The organism is Gemmatimonadota bacterium (assembly GCA_016209965.1).
Lineage (GTDB): Bacteria > Gemmatimonadota > Gemmatimonadetes > Longimicrobiales > RSA9 > JACQVE01.
The window spans coordinates 1-17,027 of sequence record JACQVE010000074.1 but is presented as its reverse complement, the minus strand read 5'-3'; the positions used below and the strand labels follow the sequence as shown (position 1 = coordinate 17,027).

The window sequence follows — 17,027 nt, the reverse complement described above, 5'->3', positions numbered from 1 at the left end:
TGGCGCGGCACGCACCGCATGGCCGTGCACGCGGACGGCCGCCCCAAGTGCGTAGCCTGCGGGCTCTGCCCGACGGTTTGCCCCTCCCTCTGCATCCGCCTGGTACCGGGCGAGGATGATCAGGGGAACCGCTACCCCGTGGTCTTCGAGATCGACGAGTTCCGCTGCATCTTCTGCGGCATGTGTCAGGAAGTCTGCCCGGTCGAGGCGATCCATCTCGGGCAGGACTATGAGAACTCCGAGTACACGCGCGAAGGCTTCATCTATGACCTGGACCGCTTGATGGCGCAGGACCACGCCTACACCGCGCTGTGGGACCCCAGCGATCCGGCCTCGGAATGATGACCCAGCTCCTGTGGTGGATCTTTGCTTCCCTGTCGATTGGCGGCGCCATCGGCATGGTGACCCGCAAGAACCCGATCGCCAGCCTTCTCTTTCTCGTGCTCACGCTGTTCAACACCGCCGCCATCTTCGTGCTGCTGGGCGCGCACTTCATCGCCGCGATTCAGGTGCTCGTGTATGCGGGCGCGATCATGGTGCTCTTCCTGTTCGTGATCATGCTGCTCAACCTGGGGCACGCCTACCGCTCGGACATCCGGGGCGGCGTCTGGCTCGTGGTAGGCTTCGCCGCAGCCGGCGTACTGGGCTACGCCGTTTCGCGCGCCTTCACGGGCGAGCCGGCGCTGCTCGAGCCACGGGGCGCGGCCGCGGCCGAGGCCGCCGTTCAAGAGCTGAACGCCGTGGGCGCCATCGCGTTTCCACTGTTCCGCGATTACCTGGTGCCCTTCGAGCTGACCTCGGTGCTGCTCCTGGTCGCCATTGTGGGGGCCGTGCTCCTGGCCAAGCGGAGGGTGTAGCGTGGTCCGCGAATCCCTGTTCCTGGCCGCACTGCTCTTCTCGATCGGCGTTGCCGGCGTCTTGATCCGGCGCAACGCCATCATTCTGTTCATGTGCGTCGAGCTCATGTTGAACGCGGCCAACCTGGCTTTCATTGCGCTCTCGCGCGCCGCCGGCATCGAGGGTCAGGTCTTTGTCTTCTTTGTCATGACCGTGGCGGCCGCGGAGGCCGCGGTGGGACTGGCTATCATCATCTCGATCTTCCGCCACGCGGAAACCGTGGACAGTCAAGCCTTCAACCTGCTCCGGTGGTGATCCTCCGTGCCGCTGGACGGCTCCGCCTGGCCGAGCCGCACCCCTCGGTGAAAGGCCGTTCCAGGTGAGCTTCCAACCCGTCCTGCTCTGGGCCATCCCGCTGCTGCCGCTGCTCGGCTTCGTGATCAACGGGGCGGTCTCCCTGATCGCGCCCCAGCAGAGGCGCGTGGTCAGCGCCGTGGGACCAGCGGTGATCGGGGCGGCCTTCGCGCTGGCAGTAGTGAATTTCCTGGGCATGCTGCAGGTGGCGCCCCAGGAGCCGGCCGTCGAGCGTTACTGGGCGTGGATGCCGGTGGGCAGCCTGCAGCTCGATGCTGCCCTGCAGCTCGATCAGCTCTCGCTGCTCATGACTCTCATTGTCACGGGCGTCTCCTTCGTGATCCATGTCTACAGCGTCGGCTACATGGGAAGGGACCCTGGCTACGCGCGCTACTTCGCGTACCTGAACCTTTTCGTCTTTTTCATGTTGGTGCTGGTGCTGGGAGCGAACTTCGCCGTGATGTTCGTGGGTTGGGAGGGGGTCGGGCTCTGCAGCTACCTGCTGATCGGGTTCTGGTTCCAGGATCGGGAGAAAGCCGACGCGGGCAAGAAAGCGTTCATCCTCAACCGCATTGGCGACTTCGGCTTCCTCGCCGCCATGCTGCTGCTGTTCAGCAACCTGGGCACGCTGGACTTTGTCGAGGTGCTCGAGGCCGCGCCCGCCGCCTTCACTTCCGGCGGACCGGTGGTCACGCTCATCGCACTGCTGCTCTTCCTCGGCTGCACCGGCAAGAGCGCGCAGATCCCGCTCTACGTGTGGCTGCCAGACGCCATGGCCGGCCCGACGCCCGTGAGCGCCTTGATCCATGCCGCGACCATGGTGACGGCGGGCGTATACCTGGTGGCCCGGACCGGCGTGCTCTTCGCGCTGGCGCCGGTCGCAGCCATCACGGTTGCGGGCGTGGGCGCGCTGACCGCCCTGTTCGCCGCGACCATCGGCCTGGCCCAGTACGACATCAAGAAAGTGCTGGCGTATTCAACCATCTCGCAGATCGGCTACATGTTCCTGGGTGTGGGCGTGGGCGCCTTCGCCGCGGGGATGTTCCACCTGATGACTCACGCCTTCTTCAAGGCGCTGCTCTTCCTGGGCGCGGGCGCCGTGATCCACGCCATGCAGGAAGCCTTCCACCACACGCACCGGGACTGGGACCCGAACGACATGCGCAACATGGGCGGGCTGCGCGGCTATCTGCCCATTACCTGGATCACCATGTGGGTGGGAACCCTGGCCATCGCAGGCATCTGGCCATTTGCCGGCTTCTTTTCCAAGGACGAGATCATCTGGCAGACAGCGGCGCGGGCCGTGGGCCGCTTCGCGCCCTGGTTCTCCCTGTTCTGGATCATGGCGCTCGCCGCCGCCCTGCTCACCGCCTTCTACATGACCCGGCTCATGATCCTGACCTTCCACGGGGCGAATCGGACGGGTGAAACAGAGCGGAAACACCTGCACGAGGTGCCCCCCGTCATGTGGGTGCCCCTGGTAGTGCTGGCCGTGCTGTCCCTGGTCGGCGGATGGGTGAATGTGCCCCAGGCCATTGCCGGCCTGCCCCTGCTGGGATGGGTGCCACACGCGGAATGGATCCAGGGATGGCTGCACCCGGTGACCGCCGCTGCCGAGGACGTCTTGAATCGAGAGTCCGGACCGCTCGCCGAAAGCGGACCGCTGGGCGGGGGAGAGGGCTTCTGGGCGGCGCTCTCCTTCGCGGTGGCCATCGCCTTGATTGCCGTTGCCTCCGCCCTCGTGCTGCGCTGGCAATACCGGCCAGCGCTCGAGTCCATCGAGCCCAGCGGGTTCCGGCGCGTGGTGTACCGCAAATGGTTCGTGGACGAGATCTATGATGCGCTGATCGTGCGGCCGGTGCTCGCCGCCTCCCGCGCGATGTGGCGGGTCGTGGACGAGCGCATCGTGGACGGCGCCGTGAACTGGACTGGCCTGGCTTCCCGCGCTGTCGGCTGGGCTGGCACCCGGCTACAGACTGGCCAGCTCAACACCTACGCCTTCGCCATCGTGCTGGGCGCTCTGATCCTCCTCGCCTTCACCGTCTTCTAGAGCATGGCCGCGCTACTCGACTCCATCGCCTACCCCACCTGGGCCGTGCACTTCCTGCTCTGGTTCCCGCTCCTGGGAATGCTGCTCCTGCTCGGCCTGCCCGAGCACCGGGCCAGGCATGTGGCCCTCTGGACCGCGCTCCTCGAGTTCCTCGCCTCCATCCCGCTCTGGCCCGCTTTCAACCCGGCCGGCGCCGGCTTCCAGTTTGCCAGCAGCGCGCCCTGGATCCCGGAATGGGGCATCTACTACCGCGTGGGTGTGGACGGCATCAGTCTGCTGCTCGTCCTGCTCACCACGTTCCTCATGCCCCTCGCCGTGCTCGGCTCCTTCAACTACATCCGCCGGCGCGAGCGGACTTTCTACGCCATGATGCTCCTGCTGGAGACGGGCATCCTCGGCGCCTTCGTCGCCCTCGACCTTTTTCTCTTCTTCATGTTCTGGGAGGTCATGCTGGTGCCGATGTACTTCATCATCGGCATCTGGGGCGGCGAGCGGCGCATTTACGCAGCCATCAAGTTCTTCCTCTACACGGCGTTCGGCTCGCTGCTCATGCTGGTGGCCATCCTCTATCTGTTCTTCAAGTATCAGGCTCTAACCGGTTCTATGTCTTTCGCTTACGCCGATCTGCTTCAGTTGCCGTTGACCTTCCGCGAGCAGTTCTGGCTGTGCGCCGCGTTTGCCCTGGCCTTCGCCATCAAGGTGCCGCTATTCCCGTTCCACACCTGGCTGCCGGACGCGCACGTGGAAGCGCCCACGCCAGGCTCCGTGGTGCTGGCCGCCATCCTGCTGAAGCTGGGGGCCTACGGCTTTCTTCGCTTCCTGCTGCCGTTCTTCCCGCAGGCGTCAACCCATCCCGCGACCGTGCTCGTGCTGCTGGCACTCGGGGTGGTGGGCATCATTTACGCGGCCTGGGTAGCGGCGGTGCAGCCGGACGCGAAGAAGCTGATTGCGTATACTTCCGTGGCGCACATGGGGTTCGTAGTCCTGGGTATTTTTGCCCTGACGCTACAGGGGCTGCAGGGGGCGATGATCGTGATGCTGTCGCACGGCGTGTCCACGGGTGCCCTGTTCCTGCTGGTGGGCATGCTGTACGAACGGCGGCATACCAGGCAGATAGCGGATTTCGGGGGATTGGGCGCGGTCATGCCGCTGTTCGGGGCGGTGTTCGTGGTGACGGCGCTGACCAGCATGGGGCTGCCGGGCACCAGCGGATTCGTAGGCGAGTTCCTCGCCCTGATCGGCACGTTCCAGACCCATCCCTGGGTCGCGCTGCTGGGAGCCACAGGGGTGATCTTCGCGGCGTACTACATGCTGCCCATGGTGCAGCGCATCTGGTTCAATGCCCTGGACAAGGAAGAGAATCGCAAGCTGCCGGACCTGAGCCGCCGGGAGCTTGCGGTCCTGGCTCCGCTAGTGGCCGTGATGTTGTGGATGGGGGTGTATCCGAAGCCCTTCCTCGAGCGCGTGGAGGTGACGCTGGTCGAGCTGCTGGAGAGCGTCGAGCACAAGCGGCTGGCGCCGCCGCCCCCGGTGGCAGTGCTCACCGGGTCGCCACTGCCAGGCAGTGCAGTGGGGCCATGAGCGGCGGGCCGGCGGGGAGAGCTAGCCCATGCTGATCGACTACAGCACCCAGCTCCATTACCTGTGGGCGCTGCTGCCTGAGGCGGTGCTGTCGGTCTGGGCGATGGTCGTGCTCCTGATCGATGTGTTCCAGAAGGGGGCGCGGAGCGAGCCCTCGCGGCCCCTCGTTGGCTGGCTCGCCCTGGCCGGTGTGGCGCTGGCCGCGGCGGCGAACGGCTGGCTCCTCACCCTCGAGGAGCCCGGCCCCACGGGCATGATTGCGCTGGACAGCTTCCGCGTGTTCAGCAATTTCCTGTTCCTGCTGGCCGCCGCGCTCTTCGTGCTGGTCTCGATGCGCTATCTCGAGCAGGAGCACCTGCGGCTGGGCGAGCTGTACACGCTCGTGCTGCTGGCTACGGTGGGCATGATGGTCTTCGCCGGCTCCCGCGACCTGATCGTGATCTTCCTGGGGCTCGAGCTCATGTCTGTCGCGGTCTACGTGCTCACGGGCGCCAACCGGAGGGACCGCCGCTCGGCGGAGGGCGCGCTCAAGTACTTCCTGCTGGGCGCTTTCTCCAGCGCCTTCTTCCTGTTCGGCATCGCCCTGGTGTATGGCGGCTCTGGAACCACGAATCTGGCGCTCGTCTCGCTGCTGGTCGGGGTGGACGGGCTGGGCACAAACGCACTCCTGCAGGCTGGCGTGGGGCTGCTGGCGGTGGGCTTCGCCTTCAAGGTTGCCGCCGTGCCCTTCCACATGTGGACGCCGGATGCCTACCAGGGGGCGCCCGCGCCCATCACCGGATTCATGGCCGCAGCGGTGAAGGCGGCCGCGTTCGCTGCGTTCCTGCGCGTCTTCCTTACCGGGTTCCCGGGCCTCTACGATACCTGGAGCACGCTCGTGTTCTGGCTGGCGCTGGCCACCATGGTGGCGGCCAACCTGGCGGCACTGGCTCAAGCCGACGTGAAGCGCATGCTCGCGTATTCCAGCATTGCGCACGCCGGTTACCTGCTGGTGGCGCTGGCCGCGGCCAACACCCTGGGCGCCGCGTCCTTCCTCTTTTACCTCGTCGTCTACACCCTCATGACGGTCGGAGCGTTCACTGTGCTCCAGGCCGTCGGGCGCCGGGGCGAGGAGCGCACGCATCTCGAGGCCTACAGCGGCCTGGGCTGGGAGCAGCCGCTGCTCGGCATGCTCATGACCGTCTTCTTGCTCTCGCTTGCCGGGTTCCCCCTCACCGGCGGGTTCATAGGCAAGGTCTTCATCCTGCGGGCGGCGGTCGAGACCGGCTTCGTGCCCCTGGCCGTCGTGCTGGTGCTGGCCTCGCTCGTGTCCTACTGGTACTACCTGCGGGTCGCCTGGTATATGTGGTTCCAGGACGCGCCGGCCGGCGCGCGACATGCAGAGATCGAGGTGCGCGGCGCCATGCGCATCGCGCTCGTCGCGGCTGCAGCGGCGATCCTGTTCCTGGGAGTTTTCCCCGGAGAGCTGCTCGAACTGGCAGAGCGCAGCGCCGCGCCACTCTTGCAAGCGCCCGGCACTGTGCTGGGCCTGAGCGGGCCCTGAGCGGGATGCATACGGCGGGCTCCGGTAGGGTAGGGAAAACCGTGGGCGTGAATCCAGAGATCTTCCGCGAGTATGACGTCCGTGGGGTCGTGGACCGGGACCTGGCGGGTGAGGTCCCGAGTTCGATCGGGCGCGCATTCGCTAGCGAGGTGAGGCGGCGCCATGGCGCGGGCGCGCCGGTGATTGCCGTGGGGCGCGACAACCGGCCCAGCTCGCCGCAACTGGCCGAGGGGGTTATCGCCGGGATCATGGCGACAGGGGCGAACGTGCTCGACCTGGGAACGGTGCCTACGCCCGTGCTCTACTACGCGGCCGAGCGGTTCCGCACCGCGGCGGGGATCCAGATCACGGGGTCCCACAACCCGCCGGAGTACAACGGCTTCAAGATGCTGGTGGGCGGCCGGGCGTTGTACGGCTCTGCCATCCAGTCGCTTCGCCGGCGGATCGAGGAGCAGGACCTGGCGGCCGGGGCGGGCCAGCGGGAGTCCCGCGAGGTGCTGGCGCTCTATGTCGACGAGGTCACGCGCCCCTTCTCGCTGCGCCGCCGGGTGAAGGTCGTGGCCGACTGCGGCAACGGCACGGGCAGCCTGGTGGCGGTCCAACTGCTGGAGCGCATTGGTGCGCAGGTTGTGCCGCTCTACTGCGTGTCGGACGGCACGTTCCCCAACCACCACCCGGATCCGGTGGTGGACGAGAACCTGCGCGACCTCATCCGGCGGGTCGGGGAAGAGCGCGCGGAGCTCGGCGTCGCCTTTGACGGCGACGCTGACCGGATCGGCGCAGTGGACGAGCGAGGCGCGATCATCCGCGGGGACATGCTGCTCCTGCTCTTCGGCCTGGACGTGCTCGCGCGCCGCGGCCCGGGGCAGAAGCTGGTCTTCGACGTCAAGTGCTCGCAGGCGGTGCCTGAGGTCTACCAGCGCGCGGGCGGCGAGCCGGTCCTGTGGAAGACCGGGCATTCGCTGATCAAGGAGAAGATGAAGGAAGTCGGCGCGCCGGTGGCGGGCGAGCTGTCCGGCCACATCTGCTTTGCCGACGAATACTACGGCTTCGACGACGCGCTATACGCCGCGTGCCGGCTGGTGGAGCTGGTGGCGCGCTCGGATCGGCCGCTGTCCGCGCTGCTGGCCGAGTTCCCGGCCTACGTCTCGACGCCCGAGATCCGCGTCGAGGTGGCGGAGGAGCAGAAGTTCGCCATCGTGAGCCGGGCCGTCGCGGACTTCCGCAAGACGCACGAAGTGATCTCTGTGGACGGCGCCCGCGTGCTGTTCCCCGAGGGGTGGGGCCTTTTGCGCGCCTCCAACACGCAGCCCGTGCTCGTCCTCCGCTACGAGGCGCGGGACCGGGCGAGCCTGGGCCGGATTCGGGCCACGTTCGAGGAATGGCTGCGCCGGCAGGGCGTGGGCGTGTGAAACAGATGAGGCGTCGGCTGGCGCGGCTCGGGCTCCTGGTCGCCGCCGCGGTGCTGGTCGGCGTCGCGGGTGGGGGCGCGGCCGTGCGCCTCTACACCGACGCCCTGTGGTTCGATAGCGTCAGCTACCTCCCCGTCTTCTGGACCCAGCTCGGCACCACCAGCGTGGTCCGCCTGATCGCTACCCTGCTGGGCGCTGCCCTGGTGCTCCTCAATCTCTGGGTCGTGGCGCGGCAACTCGGGCCTGTGCGGGTGCGGCGGCGCTACGGCAACCTGGAGATCGCCGAGCGGGTTCCGCGTGGCATGGTGGCCGGCGGAGCAGTGATCCTGGCGCTGCTGGCCGGGTGGTGGATTTCCGGCTTGAGCTTTGCCGGCGGCGCCCCGCTGGGTGTGCTCGCCTGGCTCAGGCGAGTGGAGTGGGGCGTCACTGACCCGCTCTTCGGCCGGGACCTCTCCTTTTACGTTTTCGCGCTCCCCGTCTACCTGCAGATCCTGGGCTACCTCCTCCTGCTCGTCGTCTGGAGCGTCGCGCTGGCCGTGCTCGGGTACGTGCTGGTCGGTGCGATCCGCTGGAGCGAGAACCGGATCCGCGTTGATGAAGGCGTGCGCCTGCACGCCATCGTGCTGCTTGCCGCCATGCTGCTGCTTCTGGGCGTCCGGTACTGGCTCAGCCGGTACAACCTGCTGCTCGAAGGCGGCGGCTTTGCCGGGAGCCTCGGCTATACGGACGTGACCGCAAGACTTCCGGCCCGACGGATCATGGCCGTCCTTTCCGTGCTGGCGGCCGCCGCCTTGCTCTATGGCGCGTGGCGGCGGGCCTGGGCGCCTCCGCTGCTGGCGCTGGGTGCTTGGCTGGGCGCGGCGCTCGGGCTGCTCGAGATCTATCCGGCGCTGGTGCAGAAGTTCAGGGTTGAGCCCAATCAGCTCGAGCGGGAGGCGCCCTACATCCGCTGGAATCTCGAGTTCACCCGCCGCGCCTACGGGCTGCACGAGCTGGAGCGGCGCGTGCTCCCGTACCGTGCGGCAGCGGTCCCGTCCTCGCAGGTGCTGGCCGCCTCGCTCTCGCGCATGCCGCTCTGGGACCTGGCGCCGCTGAAGACCACGTACAACCAGATCCAGGCGCTGTTCGGGTATTACCAGTTCCCGGCCGTGCATTACGACCGCTACGGCGCGGCGGGCGAGGAGGAGCAGGTGGCGATTGCGGTGCGGGAGTTCAGTCCCCAGGGGTTGCCCGCGGACGCCAGAACGTGGCAGACGCTGCGGCTGAATCCGCAGTACATGCGGGGCATGGGCGCTGCAGTCACGCCGGTCAGTCAGACCACGGCGCAGGGGGAGCCGGTGCTCTGGGTGGGGAACCTGGACCCCGTGGACCTCGACCCGGCGGCGCCCGCCCAGCTCGAGTTGACCCGACCCGAGGTCTACTTCGGCGAGACTATGGAGGATTACGTCGTGCTGGTGCCGGGGAGGGGGGCTCCTCCGGCGCCGGCGGATGCGGGCCGTGAGGCGAGCGGGCCGCTGGGCGTTTCGCTGGGCTCGTTTCCGAGACTCCTGGCCTTTGCCTGGCGCTTCGGCGACAAGAACCTGTTGTTCGCCGGAGAGGTTCGGACAGGCGGCCGTTTTCTGTTCCGCCGGTCCGTGGGCGAGCGGCTGGCGACGCTGGCTCCGTTCCTGCTCTGGGACCCTGAGGCTTACCCGGTCATCGCCAACGGTCGCGTGGTCTGGATCGCGGACGGGTACACGGCGGTCGCGGGGTTTCCGCTGGCCCGTGTGGCGCAACTTCGCGGCCTGGGCCGCGTCCGCTATCTGCGCAACAGCGTGAAGGCCACGGTGGACGCGTTCACCGGCGCGGTTTCCTTCTATGCCGTCGAGATGCCGGACCCGGTGCTCGAGACCTACCGCCGCATCTTCTCGGGGCTGATCCAGCCCTTGGCAGCCATGCCACCCGAGCTGCGGCGGCACCTGCGCTATCCGGCGCTGTTTCTGCAGGCGCAGGCGGACATCCTGGAGACGTATCACCTGCAGCGGCCGGAGGCCTTTTACGCCGGGCAGGATGTCTGGCAGATGGCCCAGGAGCACGGCGCGGAAGGACTGAAGGTCTACCCGCCGATCTACGCCATGGCGCGGCTGCCCGCCGAGTCGCAGGCCGAGTTGCTGCTGCTGCTCCCGTTCATTGCGCGGGAGCGCCAGAACATGACCGCCCTGCTCGTGGCGCGCAGCGATCCGCCGCACTACGGCGAGATGGTGCTGCTCGAGCTGCCGCGCGACCAGCAGATCCCGGGGCCGGGCCAGGTTCAGACGTTGATCGAGCAGGACCCCGTGATCTCAGCGCAGCTCTCGCTCTGGCGCCAGGCTGGGAGCAACGTGGACCTGGGCCGCCTCCGCGTCGTGCCGCTCGACAGCACCTTCCTGTATCTCGAGCCGCTTTTCCTCTCCGCGCAAGGCAGTCCGATACCCGCGCTGCACCGGGTGGTATTAAGCGACGGCCGCGCGGTCAGCATGGCGCCCACGCTGGCCGAGGCGCTGCGCGCCCTGCAGACGGGTGCGCCGGAGGCGGCGCCGCGTGCGGCGGGGCCCCAGTCGGTAGCGGAGCGGCCGCCAGGGAGGGCCGAGAACTGGCCGCGGCGCGCGCTCGAGCTGCTCGAGGAGGCAGAGCGGCGCTTGCGGCGCGGTGATTACGCCGGCTTTGGCGCCAGCCTGACGGAGCTGCGGGAGCTGCTGCTGCGCCAGGCGCGGGAGCGGCCGTGATGCGCGGCCGGCCGGCTTGCTCGCCCGGAACGAGGGGCTTATGATAGCCGCGCCGTCCAGGGCCGGCGCCGGTGGACGCGGTGTGGTGGTGGCCCTGGGCGGCAACGCACTCCTGCCCCCGGGCGAGCGGGGTGACATACACCAGCAGTTTGCGCACACCCGCCAGAGCCTCAAGCCCATCGTGGCGCTTGCCGGAGCCGGCTGGAAGATCGCCGTGGTACACGGCAATGGGCCGCAAATCGGCGACGAACTGCTCCGCAACGAGCGGGCGCTTCAGGAGTTGCCGCCTCTGCCGCTAGGCGTCCTGGTCGCGGCGACGGGCGGCTGGATCGGCTACATGATCCAGCAGTCGCTGCAGAACGCGCTGGCGCGGGCAGGCGTCGAGCGGGACGTGGTTACCGTCATCACCCAGGTGCGGGTCGCGCCGGAGGCGTGCGGGCCCACATTGCTCGACTCGAGCAGGGGCTGGAGGCGCTGACGGCAGGCGCAGGCACGACCATTGTCGCGGAGCGGGCGGGGACCCTCCACCCATGAATCTGCACGAGTATCAGGCCAGGGAGATCCTGCGGGCGCGCGGCATCCCCGTACCGCCGGGTGAAGTGGCGGCCACGCCTGCCCAAGCAGAGGCAGCCGCAGCCCGCTTTGCTGGCACCGTCGTGGTCAAGGCGCAGGTCCATGCCGGCGGGCGCGGCAAGGCAGGCGGCGTGAAGCTCGCCCGCTCGCCGGCCGAGGCGCGCACCCACGCCGAGCGCATCCTGGGCATGAGCATCAAAGGGCTGACCGTGCAGAAGGTACTGGTCGCCCCCGCCGCGGACATCGCCTCCGAGAGCTACGTGGGCGTCATCGTGGACCGGGAATCGAAGCGCCCCGTCTTCATGGTCAGCTCCCAGGGAGGCGTCGACATTGAGGAGGTCGCGGCGCGGTCGCCAGAGGCGGTCACCCGCCTGGCAGTGGACCCCCGCTACGGCCTCCTGCCGTACCAGGCGTACAGCCTGGCGGCGCGGCTCTACGCCGATGCCGCCCAGCGCGGGGCCGCAGCCGCGATCCTCCAGCGCCTCTACGACGCCTTCCTGGGCAGTGGCGCGTCTCTCGCCGAGATCAACCCGCTCATCACTACGCCGGCCGGCGAGGTGCTGGCCCTGGACGCCAAGATGAACATCGACGACAGCGAGCTGTTCCGCCACCCCGAGATCTCTGCGCTGCGCGACCCCAGCGCGGAGCCCGCCGCGGAGGCGGCGGCGCGCGAGGCCGGCCTCAGTTACATCAAGCTGGAAGGCAACATCGGCGCTGTCGTGAACGGCGCCGGCCTGGCCATGGCCACTATGGACCTGATCCAGTATTACGGCGGCGAGCCCGCCAATTTCCTGGATATCGGCGGCTCCTCCAACCCGGACAAGGTGGTGAGCGCACTCAGCATCATCACCACCGACCCCAACGTCAGCGTCATCCTCTTCAACATTTTTGGCGGCATCACCCGCTGCGATGACGTGGCCAACGGGATTGTCGAGGCGACCCGGCGCATCCCGATCGAGCGGCCGCTGGTCATCCGGCTCACGGGAACGAACGAGGACCTGGCGATTCGTATCCTCGAGGCGGCCGGCTTCAGCGCCTTCACCTCGATGGACGAGGTCGTGCGCAAAGCCGTGGCGCTGGCGCAGCAAGCTTCTGCAGGCGAGTAGATCGTGGCCATCTTCATCGATCAGGCCACCCGGCTGCTGGTGCAGGGGATTACGGGGCGGGACGGCGCGTTCCACACCCGCCAGATGCTGGAGTACGGGACCCGGGTGGTGGGCGGCGTGACCCCCGGTCGCGGCGGGCAGCAGTTCGAAGGCCCGGCCGGTGCGCGCGTGCCCGTGTTCGACACCATGGAGCAGGCGGTGCGCGAGACCGGTGCAACCGCTTCCGTGATCTACGTCCCGCCGAACTTTGCCGGCGACGCCATCATGGAGGCCGCGGACGCCGGGATCACGCTCATTGTGGCCATTACCGAGGGCATCCCGGTGCTGGACATGACCCGCATCTACCCCTTTGTCCTCGAGCGAGGCGCTCGGCTGGTAGGGCCTAATTGCCCCGGCCTGCTCGCCCCCGGCAAATGCAAGGTGGGGATCATGCCCGGCCAGATTGCCAGCCCGGGTCCGGTGGGCGTGGTATCGCGCTCGGGAACGCTGACCTACGAAGTTGTCTACCAGCTCACACAGGCGGGAATCGGCCAGAGCACCTGCATCGGCATCGGTGGCGACCCCATCATCGGCACGTCATTCCTGGACTGCCTTGCCGCCTTCGAAGCCGATGTAGAGACCCGGGCGGTCGTCCTGATCGGTGAGATAGGCGGCACGGACGAACAGGCCGCGGCCGCCTACATTCAGACGCGGATGACCAAGCCGGCCGTTGCCTTCATTGCCGGGCAAACCGCGCCGCCCGGCCGGCGCATGGGCCACGCGGGCGCGATCATCAGCGGCTCCGCGGGCACAGCGGCCGAGAAGATCCAGGCGTTCGAGCAGCGAGGCATCCGCGTAGGCCGCCGACCCTCGGATCTGGTGCCACTGCTGCGCGAGGCCCTCTGACCCGCCCCGCCCCGGAGCGTTGGCTATGCGCCTGACGGTGCGCGATATCATGACCCGCCAGATCCAGTGCGTCTCCCCCGAGACGCCGGCCCAGGAAGCCGTCGAGCACCTCATCCGGCTGGGCGTGCGCGCCCTCCCCGTGGTGGGCGAGAAGGGCGAAGTCCTGGGCATTGTCACGGACCGCGATATCATGCGTAGCCTGCTGCCCCAGATCCCTCGCGCAGCCGAGAACCAGCCCCCAGCCGTGCTGCCGCTTACCCGCCAGCCGCTCGTCCGCGAGATCATGAGCCGGTCGGTTCTGTGTGTTGCCGAAGACACGGGGATCGATGAGGTCGCCAACCTCATGATCAATAAGGACGTAGGGCAACTGCCCGTGGTGCGGGAAGGAAAGCTTACTGGGTTCCTCACGCGCGCCGACATCATTCGCAAACTCCTGGGGCGTTGATACGCATGGAGCAGACCCTCGCCATCATCAAGCCGGACGCCGTGGGGCGCGGCCTGACCGGCCGCATCCTCGCCCACCTGGAAGAGGACGGGTTCCGCATCCGCGACCTCCGCCTGGTCCGACTCGGCGACGCACAGGCGGCCGAGTTCTACGCCGTGCACCGCGAAAGGCCATTCTACCCCTCCCTCGTCCGTTTCATGACTTCCGGCCCAGTCGTCGCCGTCCTGCTCGAACGGCAGGATGCCGTGGCACGCCTGCGTCACGTTATCGGCGCCACGGATCCGGCCGAAGCCGCGCCCGGCACCGTTCGCGCCCTCTACGCCGAGTCCAAGGAGCGCAACGCGATCCACGCCTCTGACGCCGTCGAGACCGCGCGGCGCGAGATCCCCTTCTTCTTTGCCACGGCCGACACGCTCGCCGCCCGCGGACCGTAGCGCTGCGGCGCGCTTTTTCCCGTACCGCAGCGTTGACAAGCGGGTGGCGGCTCGGCCATCTTGAACGACTATGCTGAAAGTCGATCTGGGGCGGCTGCGGCGGGAGCGGAGGGTCGGGGTCGATGAGGAGGTGGCGCCGGAGGACCCGCTCTGGGGAGGGATACCGCTGCGGCTCCGCGGTCCCGTACGCCTGAACGTCCAGGCCCAGCAGGCAGCGGCAGACGTAGTCGTGCGCGGCAACGTGTCCGGCGAGGTGCTGCTCGAATGCCGCCGCTGCCTCGCCCAAGTCGTGGTCGCCTTTGACGAGCCGGTCTCCGCGCTGTATCGGCCGGGGCTCGAGCCCCGGGAGGCGGCCCAGCAGGAGGTCTACCCGCTGCCCGTCGGGGCGCGGGAACTGGACCTGGGGAGCATGGTCCGGGAGCACGTGCTCCTGGCCCTGCCCGAATACGTGTTGTGTGGCCAGGCGTGCCGCGGGCTCTGCCCCAGTTGCGGCGCGAACCTGAACGAGACGGCATGCGCCTGCCCGCCGGCAGCGGCGGAGGACGCGTGGGCGCCGTTGCGGAAGTTGAAGCGGGACTGAAGCCGGGAGGCAGAATGGCCGTTCCCAAGAAGAAGGTTTCGAAGCAGAGGAAGCGCAAGCGCCGGACGCACCACAGGGCGGCGGCTGCGGCGCTTGTCCCCTGTCCGAAGTGTGGTGATCCGAAGTTGCCGCATCGGGTGTGCCCCACGTGCGGCACGTACCGTGACGTCCAGGTCCTAGAGGTCGAGCAGGAATAAGAGGGGGCAGGGCGTGCGCATTGTGCTGGACGCCATGGGCACCGACCGCCATCCTGCGGTGGAGGTGCAGGGGGCGATGGACGCGGTGCGGGAGCTGCCGGGCGATTTCCGGATCGTCCTGGTGGGCGATGGTGCGCGGATCGAGGCCGAGCTGAGTCGGGCGGGCGCCTCGTCGCTCAGTGGCATCGAGGTGGTGGATGCACCCGAACGCATTGCCCCGGGCGAGGCGCCGGCCACGGCCGTGCGGCGCAAGGCGCATTCCTCGATTGTGGTGGGGCTGGCGCTGCAGCGGGAGGGCAAGGCGCAGGCCTTTGTGAGCGCCGGCTCGACGGGCGCGGTCATGGCGGCGTCGCTGTTCGTGCTCCGCCCCGTGGCGGGTGTGGACCGCCCGGCCATTGCCACCATGCTACCCACGGCGGGTGAACCCGTCATCCTGGTGGATGCGGGTGCCAATGTGGACAGCAAGCCGTACCATCTGCTGCAATTCGCGCATCTGGGTGTGGTCTACGCCCAGGATGTGCTGGGTCGGCTGCAGCCGCGAGTGGGGCTGCTCAATATTGGGGAGGAGCCGGAGAAGGGGAACGAGCTGGCCGTCGAGGCGCACCGGCTGCTGCGCGACAGTGGGCTCTACTTCATGGGCAATGTGGAGGGGCGTGACGTCATCGAGGGCGCGTGCGATGTGCTGGTGGCGGATGGGTTCGTGGGCAACGTGTTGCTCAAGTTCTACGAGTCCGTCGCTGGCTTCGTGTATGGCCTGTTGACCCGTGAGCTGGCTCAGGCGCATGCCGATCTGCACCTGGAGAAGGTGTTCCAGGTTCTGGACTACACCGAGTACGGCGGTGCGCCGCTCCTGGGAGTGAACGGCATCTCGATCATCTGCCACGGCGGCTCGCCGCCGCGCGCGATTCGGAACGCCATCCGGGTGGCGGTGCAGGCCGTGGAGACGGATATGGTGGGGGACATCCGCACCGCGATGGCGGGGGTTTCGGGGCGGGGTGGCGACGCGCCGCGGGCGCGTGGGGCAACAGGGCAACGCTTCCTGGAGGGCGCGTGAGAAAGCCGACGCCGCTGGTCGAAGTGGTCGCCACCGGGCGCTATCTGCCCGATCGGGTGCTCACTAACGTCGAGCTCGAGCAAATGGTGGACACTTCGGACGCGTGGATCCGGGAACGCACCGGCATTCGGGAGCGCAGGATCGCCGCACCCGAGGTCGGGTGCGCGGAAATGGGCGCCGAGGCCGCCAAGCTGGCCATGAAGCGGGCGGGCGTCGAGCCGGGCGAGCTGGACGTGATCGTGGTGGCCACGGCCACACCGGATCGGCTGCTGCCCGCCACGGCCTGTGATCTGCAAGCGCTGCTGGGCGCCAGCAATGCAGCGGCATTCGACGTTTCGGCCGCGTGCTCGGGTTTCATCTACGCGCTTTCGGTGGCCGAGGGCCAGCTCGCGGCCCGGCGCGGCGAGATCGCGCTGGTCGTCTCGACGGAGAAGATGAGCTCCATTGTGGACTGGTGTGACCGGGCCACTTGCGTGCTCTTCGGCGATGGCGCGGCAGCCGCCGTGCTCCGGCGCAGTTCGAACGGCCGGGGCATCGTTTCCAGCTTTCTGCGCTCGGACGGCACGCTGGCCGAGCTGCTGTGGCGGCCGGCGGGCGGGACCAGGCTGCCCCTGAACGTCGCGCTCCTGGACGAGAAGGCGCACCTCCTCAGGATGGCCGGGCGCGAGGTCTTCAAGGCGGCCGTGCGCTCGATGGCGGAGGCGGCGGACCAGGCGCTGCTGCGCGCCGGGCTGACGGCCGAGGATATTGATTTGCTGATCCCGCACCAGGCCAACCTGCGCATCATCGAGGCGACCGCCCGCTACGTCAATATTCCCATGGAGAAGGTGTATGTGAATGTGGACCGCTACGGGAACATGAGCTCCGCTACCGTGGCGGTGGCGCTGGACGAGGCTCTCGAGGAAGGGCGGCTGGGGCCGGGCTCCCACGTGCTGCTGGTTGCGTTCGGCGCGGGCTTCACCTGGGCCGCCATGGTCTTGCGTTGGTAGCCTTGCTGTTCCCCGGCCAGGGCTCACAGTTCGTGGGGATGGGGCGGGACCTGGCTGCGCGGTTCCCCGAAGCGCGAGAGGTCTTCCGGGAAGCGGACGACGCGCTGGGTGTGACGCTCTCGCGCACCGCCTGGCAGGGCCCGGAGGAGGAGCTGACGGCTACCTACAATGCCCAGCCTGCGATCCTCACGCATTCCCTGGCCGTGTACCGGTTGGTAGCAGAGCGATTGGGCGGGGTCAGGT

The 17,027-nt window shown here is 68.3% G+C and carries 18 protein-coding genes; all 18 read left to right on the top strand.

What is annotated here, in order from left to right; all coding sequences use genetic code 11:
* Positions 1–342, top strand: a 342-nt coding sequence (locus HY703_03235; protein MBI4544191.1) for an NADH-quinone oxidoreductase subunit I, incomplete at its 5' end; no start/stop codon positions are given.
* Positions 339–857 (top strand): NADH-quinone oxidoreductase subunit J, encoded by a 519-nt coding sequence (locus tag HY703_03230; protein ID MBI4544190.1) that lies wholly within the window; start codon positions 339–341, stop codon positions 855–857. The genes HY703_03235 and HY703_03230, both read left to right, overlap by 4 nt.
* Position 858: 1 nt before the next feature.
* Complete coding sequence (gene nuoK / locus HY703_03225) at positions 859–1,152, top strand: NADH-quinone oxidoreductase subunit NuoK (GenBank protein MBI4544189.1); 294 nt, start codon at positions 859–861, stop codon at positions 1,150–1,152.
* An 82-nt stretch (positions 1,153–1,234) separates the two neighbouring features.
* Positions 1,235–3,241, top strand: a complete 2,007-nt coding sequence (gene nuoL, locus HY703_03220) for an NADH-quinone oxidoreductase subunit L (GenBank protein ID MBI4544188.1) — start codon at positions 1,235–1,237, stop codon at positions 3,239–3,241.
* Between the two features lie 3 nt (positions 3,242–3,244).
* Complete coding sequence (locus HY703_03215; GenBank protein MBI4544187.1) at positions 3,245–4,822, top strand: NADH-quinone oxidoreductase subunit M; 1,578 nt, start codon at positions 3,245–3,247, stop codon at positions 4,820–4,822.
* Between the two features lie 28 nt (positions 4,823–4,850).
* Positions 4,851–6,365 carry an NADH-quinone oxidoreductase subunit N gene (locus HY703_03210; protein ID MBI4544186.1) on the top strand — a complete coding sequence of 505 codons (1,515 nt, stop codon included), beginning with the start codon at positions 4,851–4,853 and terminating at the stop codon, positions 6,363–6,365.
* Between the two features lie 5 nt (positions 6,366–6,370).
* On the top strand, positions 6,371–7,777 hold the full coding sequence (locus tag HY703_03205) for a phosphomannomutase/phosphoglucomutase (protein ID MBI4544185.1): 1,407 nt from the start codon (positions 6,371–6,373) through the stop codon (positions 7,775–7,777).
* Between the two features lie 5 nt (positions 7,778–7,782).
* The gene (locus tag HY703_03200) at positions 7,783–10,521 is read left to right on the top strand and encodes a UPF0182 family protein (protein MBI4544184.1); all 2,739 of its coding nucleotides are present in this window, start codon (positions 7,783–7,785) and stop codon (positions 10,519–10,521) included.
* Positions 10,522–10,561: 40 nt separating this feature from the next.
* Complete coding sequence (locus tag HY703_03195) at positions 10,562–10,999, top strand: hypothetical protein (GenBank protein ID MBI4544183.1); 438 nt, start codon at positions 10,562–10,564, stop codon at positions 10,997–10,999.
* A 52-nt stretch (positions 11,000–11,051) separates the two neighbouring features.
* Positions 11,052–12,200: an ADP-forming succinate--CoA ligase subunit beta gene (sucC, locus tag HY703_03190; GenBank protein MBI4544182.1), complete on the top strand. Its 1,149-nt coding sequence runs from the start codon at positions 11,052–11,054 to the stop codon at positions 12,198–12,200.
* A 3-nt stretch (positions 12,201–12,203) separates the two neighbouring features.
* Positions 12,204–13,085 (top strand): succinate--CoA ligase subunit alpha, encoded by an 882-nt coding sequence (gene sucD, locus HY703_03185; protein MBI4544181.1) that lies wholly within the window; start codon positions 12,204–12,206, stop codon positions 13,083–13,085.
* Between the two features lie 25 nt (positions 13,086–13,110).
* Entirely contained in the window at positions 13,111–13,530 is a 420-nt protein-coding gene (locus tag HY703_03180; GenBank protein ID MBI4544180.1) for a CBS domain-containing protein, read from the top strand.
* A gap of 5 nt (positions 13,531–13,535) precedes the next feature.
* Entirely contained in the window at positions 13,536–13,964 is a 429-nt protein-coding gene (gene ndk, locus HY703_03175) for a nucleoside-diphosphate kinase (protein MBI4544179.1), read from the top strand.
* Positions 13,965–14,034: 70 nt separating this feature from the next.
* Positions 14,035–14,544 carry a DUF177 domain-containing protein gene (locus HY703_03170; protein MBI4544178.1) on the top strand — a complete coding sequence of 170 codons (510 nt, stop codon included), beginning with the start codon at positions 14,035–14,037 and terminating at the stop codon, positions 14,542–14,544.
* A 14-nt stretch (positions 14,545–14,558) separates the two neighbouring features.
* Positions 14,559–14,741 carry a 50S ribosomal protein L32 gene (gene rpmF / locus HY703_03165; protein ID MBI4544177.1) on the top strand — a complete coding sequence of 61 codons (183 nt, stop codon included), beginning with the start codon at positions 14,559–14,561 and terminating at the stop codon, positions 14,739–14,741.
* Between the two features lie 13 nt (positions 14,742–14,754).
* Positions 14,755–15,795, top strand: coding sequence for a phosphate acyltransferase PlsX (gene plsX / locus HY703_03160; GenBank protein ID MBI4544176.1), 1,041 nt, complete (start codon positions 14,755–14,757; stop codon positions 15,793–15,795).
* 14 nt (positions 15,796–15,809) lie between these two features.
* Positions 15,810–16,784 (top strand): ketoacyl-ACP synthase III, encoded by a 975-nt coding sequence (locus HY703_03155; protein MBI4544175.1) that lies wholly within the window; start codon positions 15,810–15,812, stop codon positions 16,782–16,784.
* A 2-nt stretch (positions 16,785–16,786) separates the two neighbouring features.
* Positions 16,787–17,027 (top strand): ACP S-malonyltransferase (locus HY703_03150; protein MBI4544174.1); only part of this gene is annotated, 241 nt, incomplete at its 3' end.

Bases quoted from the DNA above. Each gene is read 5' to 3' on its own strand.
- HY703_03230 (MBI4544190.1), top strand. From the start codon at position 339: ATGATGACCCAGCTCCTGTGGTGGATCTTTGCTTCCCTGTCGATTGGC.
- HY703_03215 (MBI4544187.1), top strand. From the start codon at position 3,245: ATGGCCGCGCTACTCGACTCCATCGCCTACCCCACCTGGGCCGTGCAC.
- HY703_03210 (MBI4544186.1), top strand. From the start codon at position 4,851: ATGCTGATCGACTACAGCACCCAGCTCCATTACCTGTGGGCGCTGCTG.
- HY703_03205 (MBI4544185.1), top strand. From the start codon at position 6,371: ATGCATACGGCGGGCTCCGGTAGGGTAGGGAAAACCGTGGGCGTGAAT.
- HY703_03200 (MBI4544184.1), top strand. From the start codon at position 7,783: ATGAGGCGTCGGCTGGCGCGGCTCGGGCTCCTGGTCGCCGCCGCGGTG.
- HY703_03195 (MBI4544183.1), top strand. From the start codon at position 10,562: ATGATAGCCGCGCCGTCCAGGGCCGGCGCCGGTGGACGCGGTGTGGTG.
- sucC (MBI4544182.1), top strand. From the start codon at position 11,052: ATGAATCTGCACGAGTATCAGGCCAGGGAGATCCTGCGGGCGCGCGGC.
- HY703_03180 (MBI4544180.1), top strand. From the start codon at position 13,111: ATGCGCCTGACGGTGCGCGATATCATGACCCGCCAGATCCAGTGCGTC.
- ndk (MBI4544179.1), top strand. From the start codon at position 13,536: ATGGAGCAGACCCTCGCCATCATCAAGCCGGACGCCGTGGGGCGCGGC.
- HY703_03170 (MBI4544178.1), top strand. From the start codon at position 14,035: ATGCTGAAAGTCGATCTGGGGCGGCTGCGGCGGGAGCGGAGGGTCGGG.
- rpmF (MBI4544177.1), top strand. From the start codon at position 14,559: ATGGCCGTTCCCAAGAAGAAGGTTTCGAAGCAGAGGAAGCGCAAGCGC.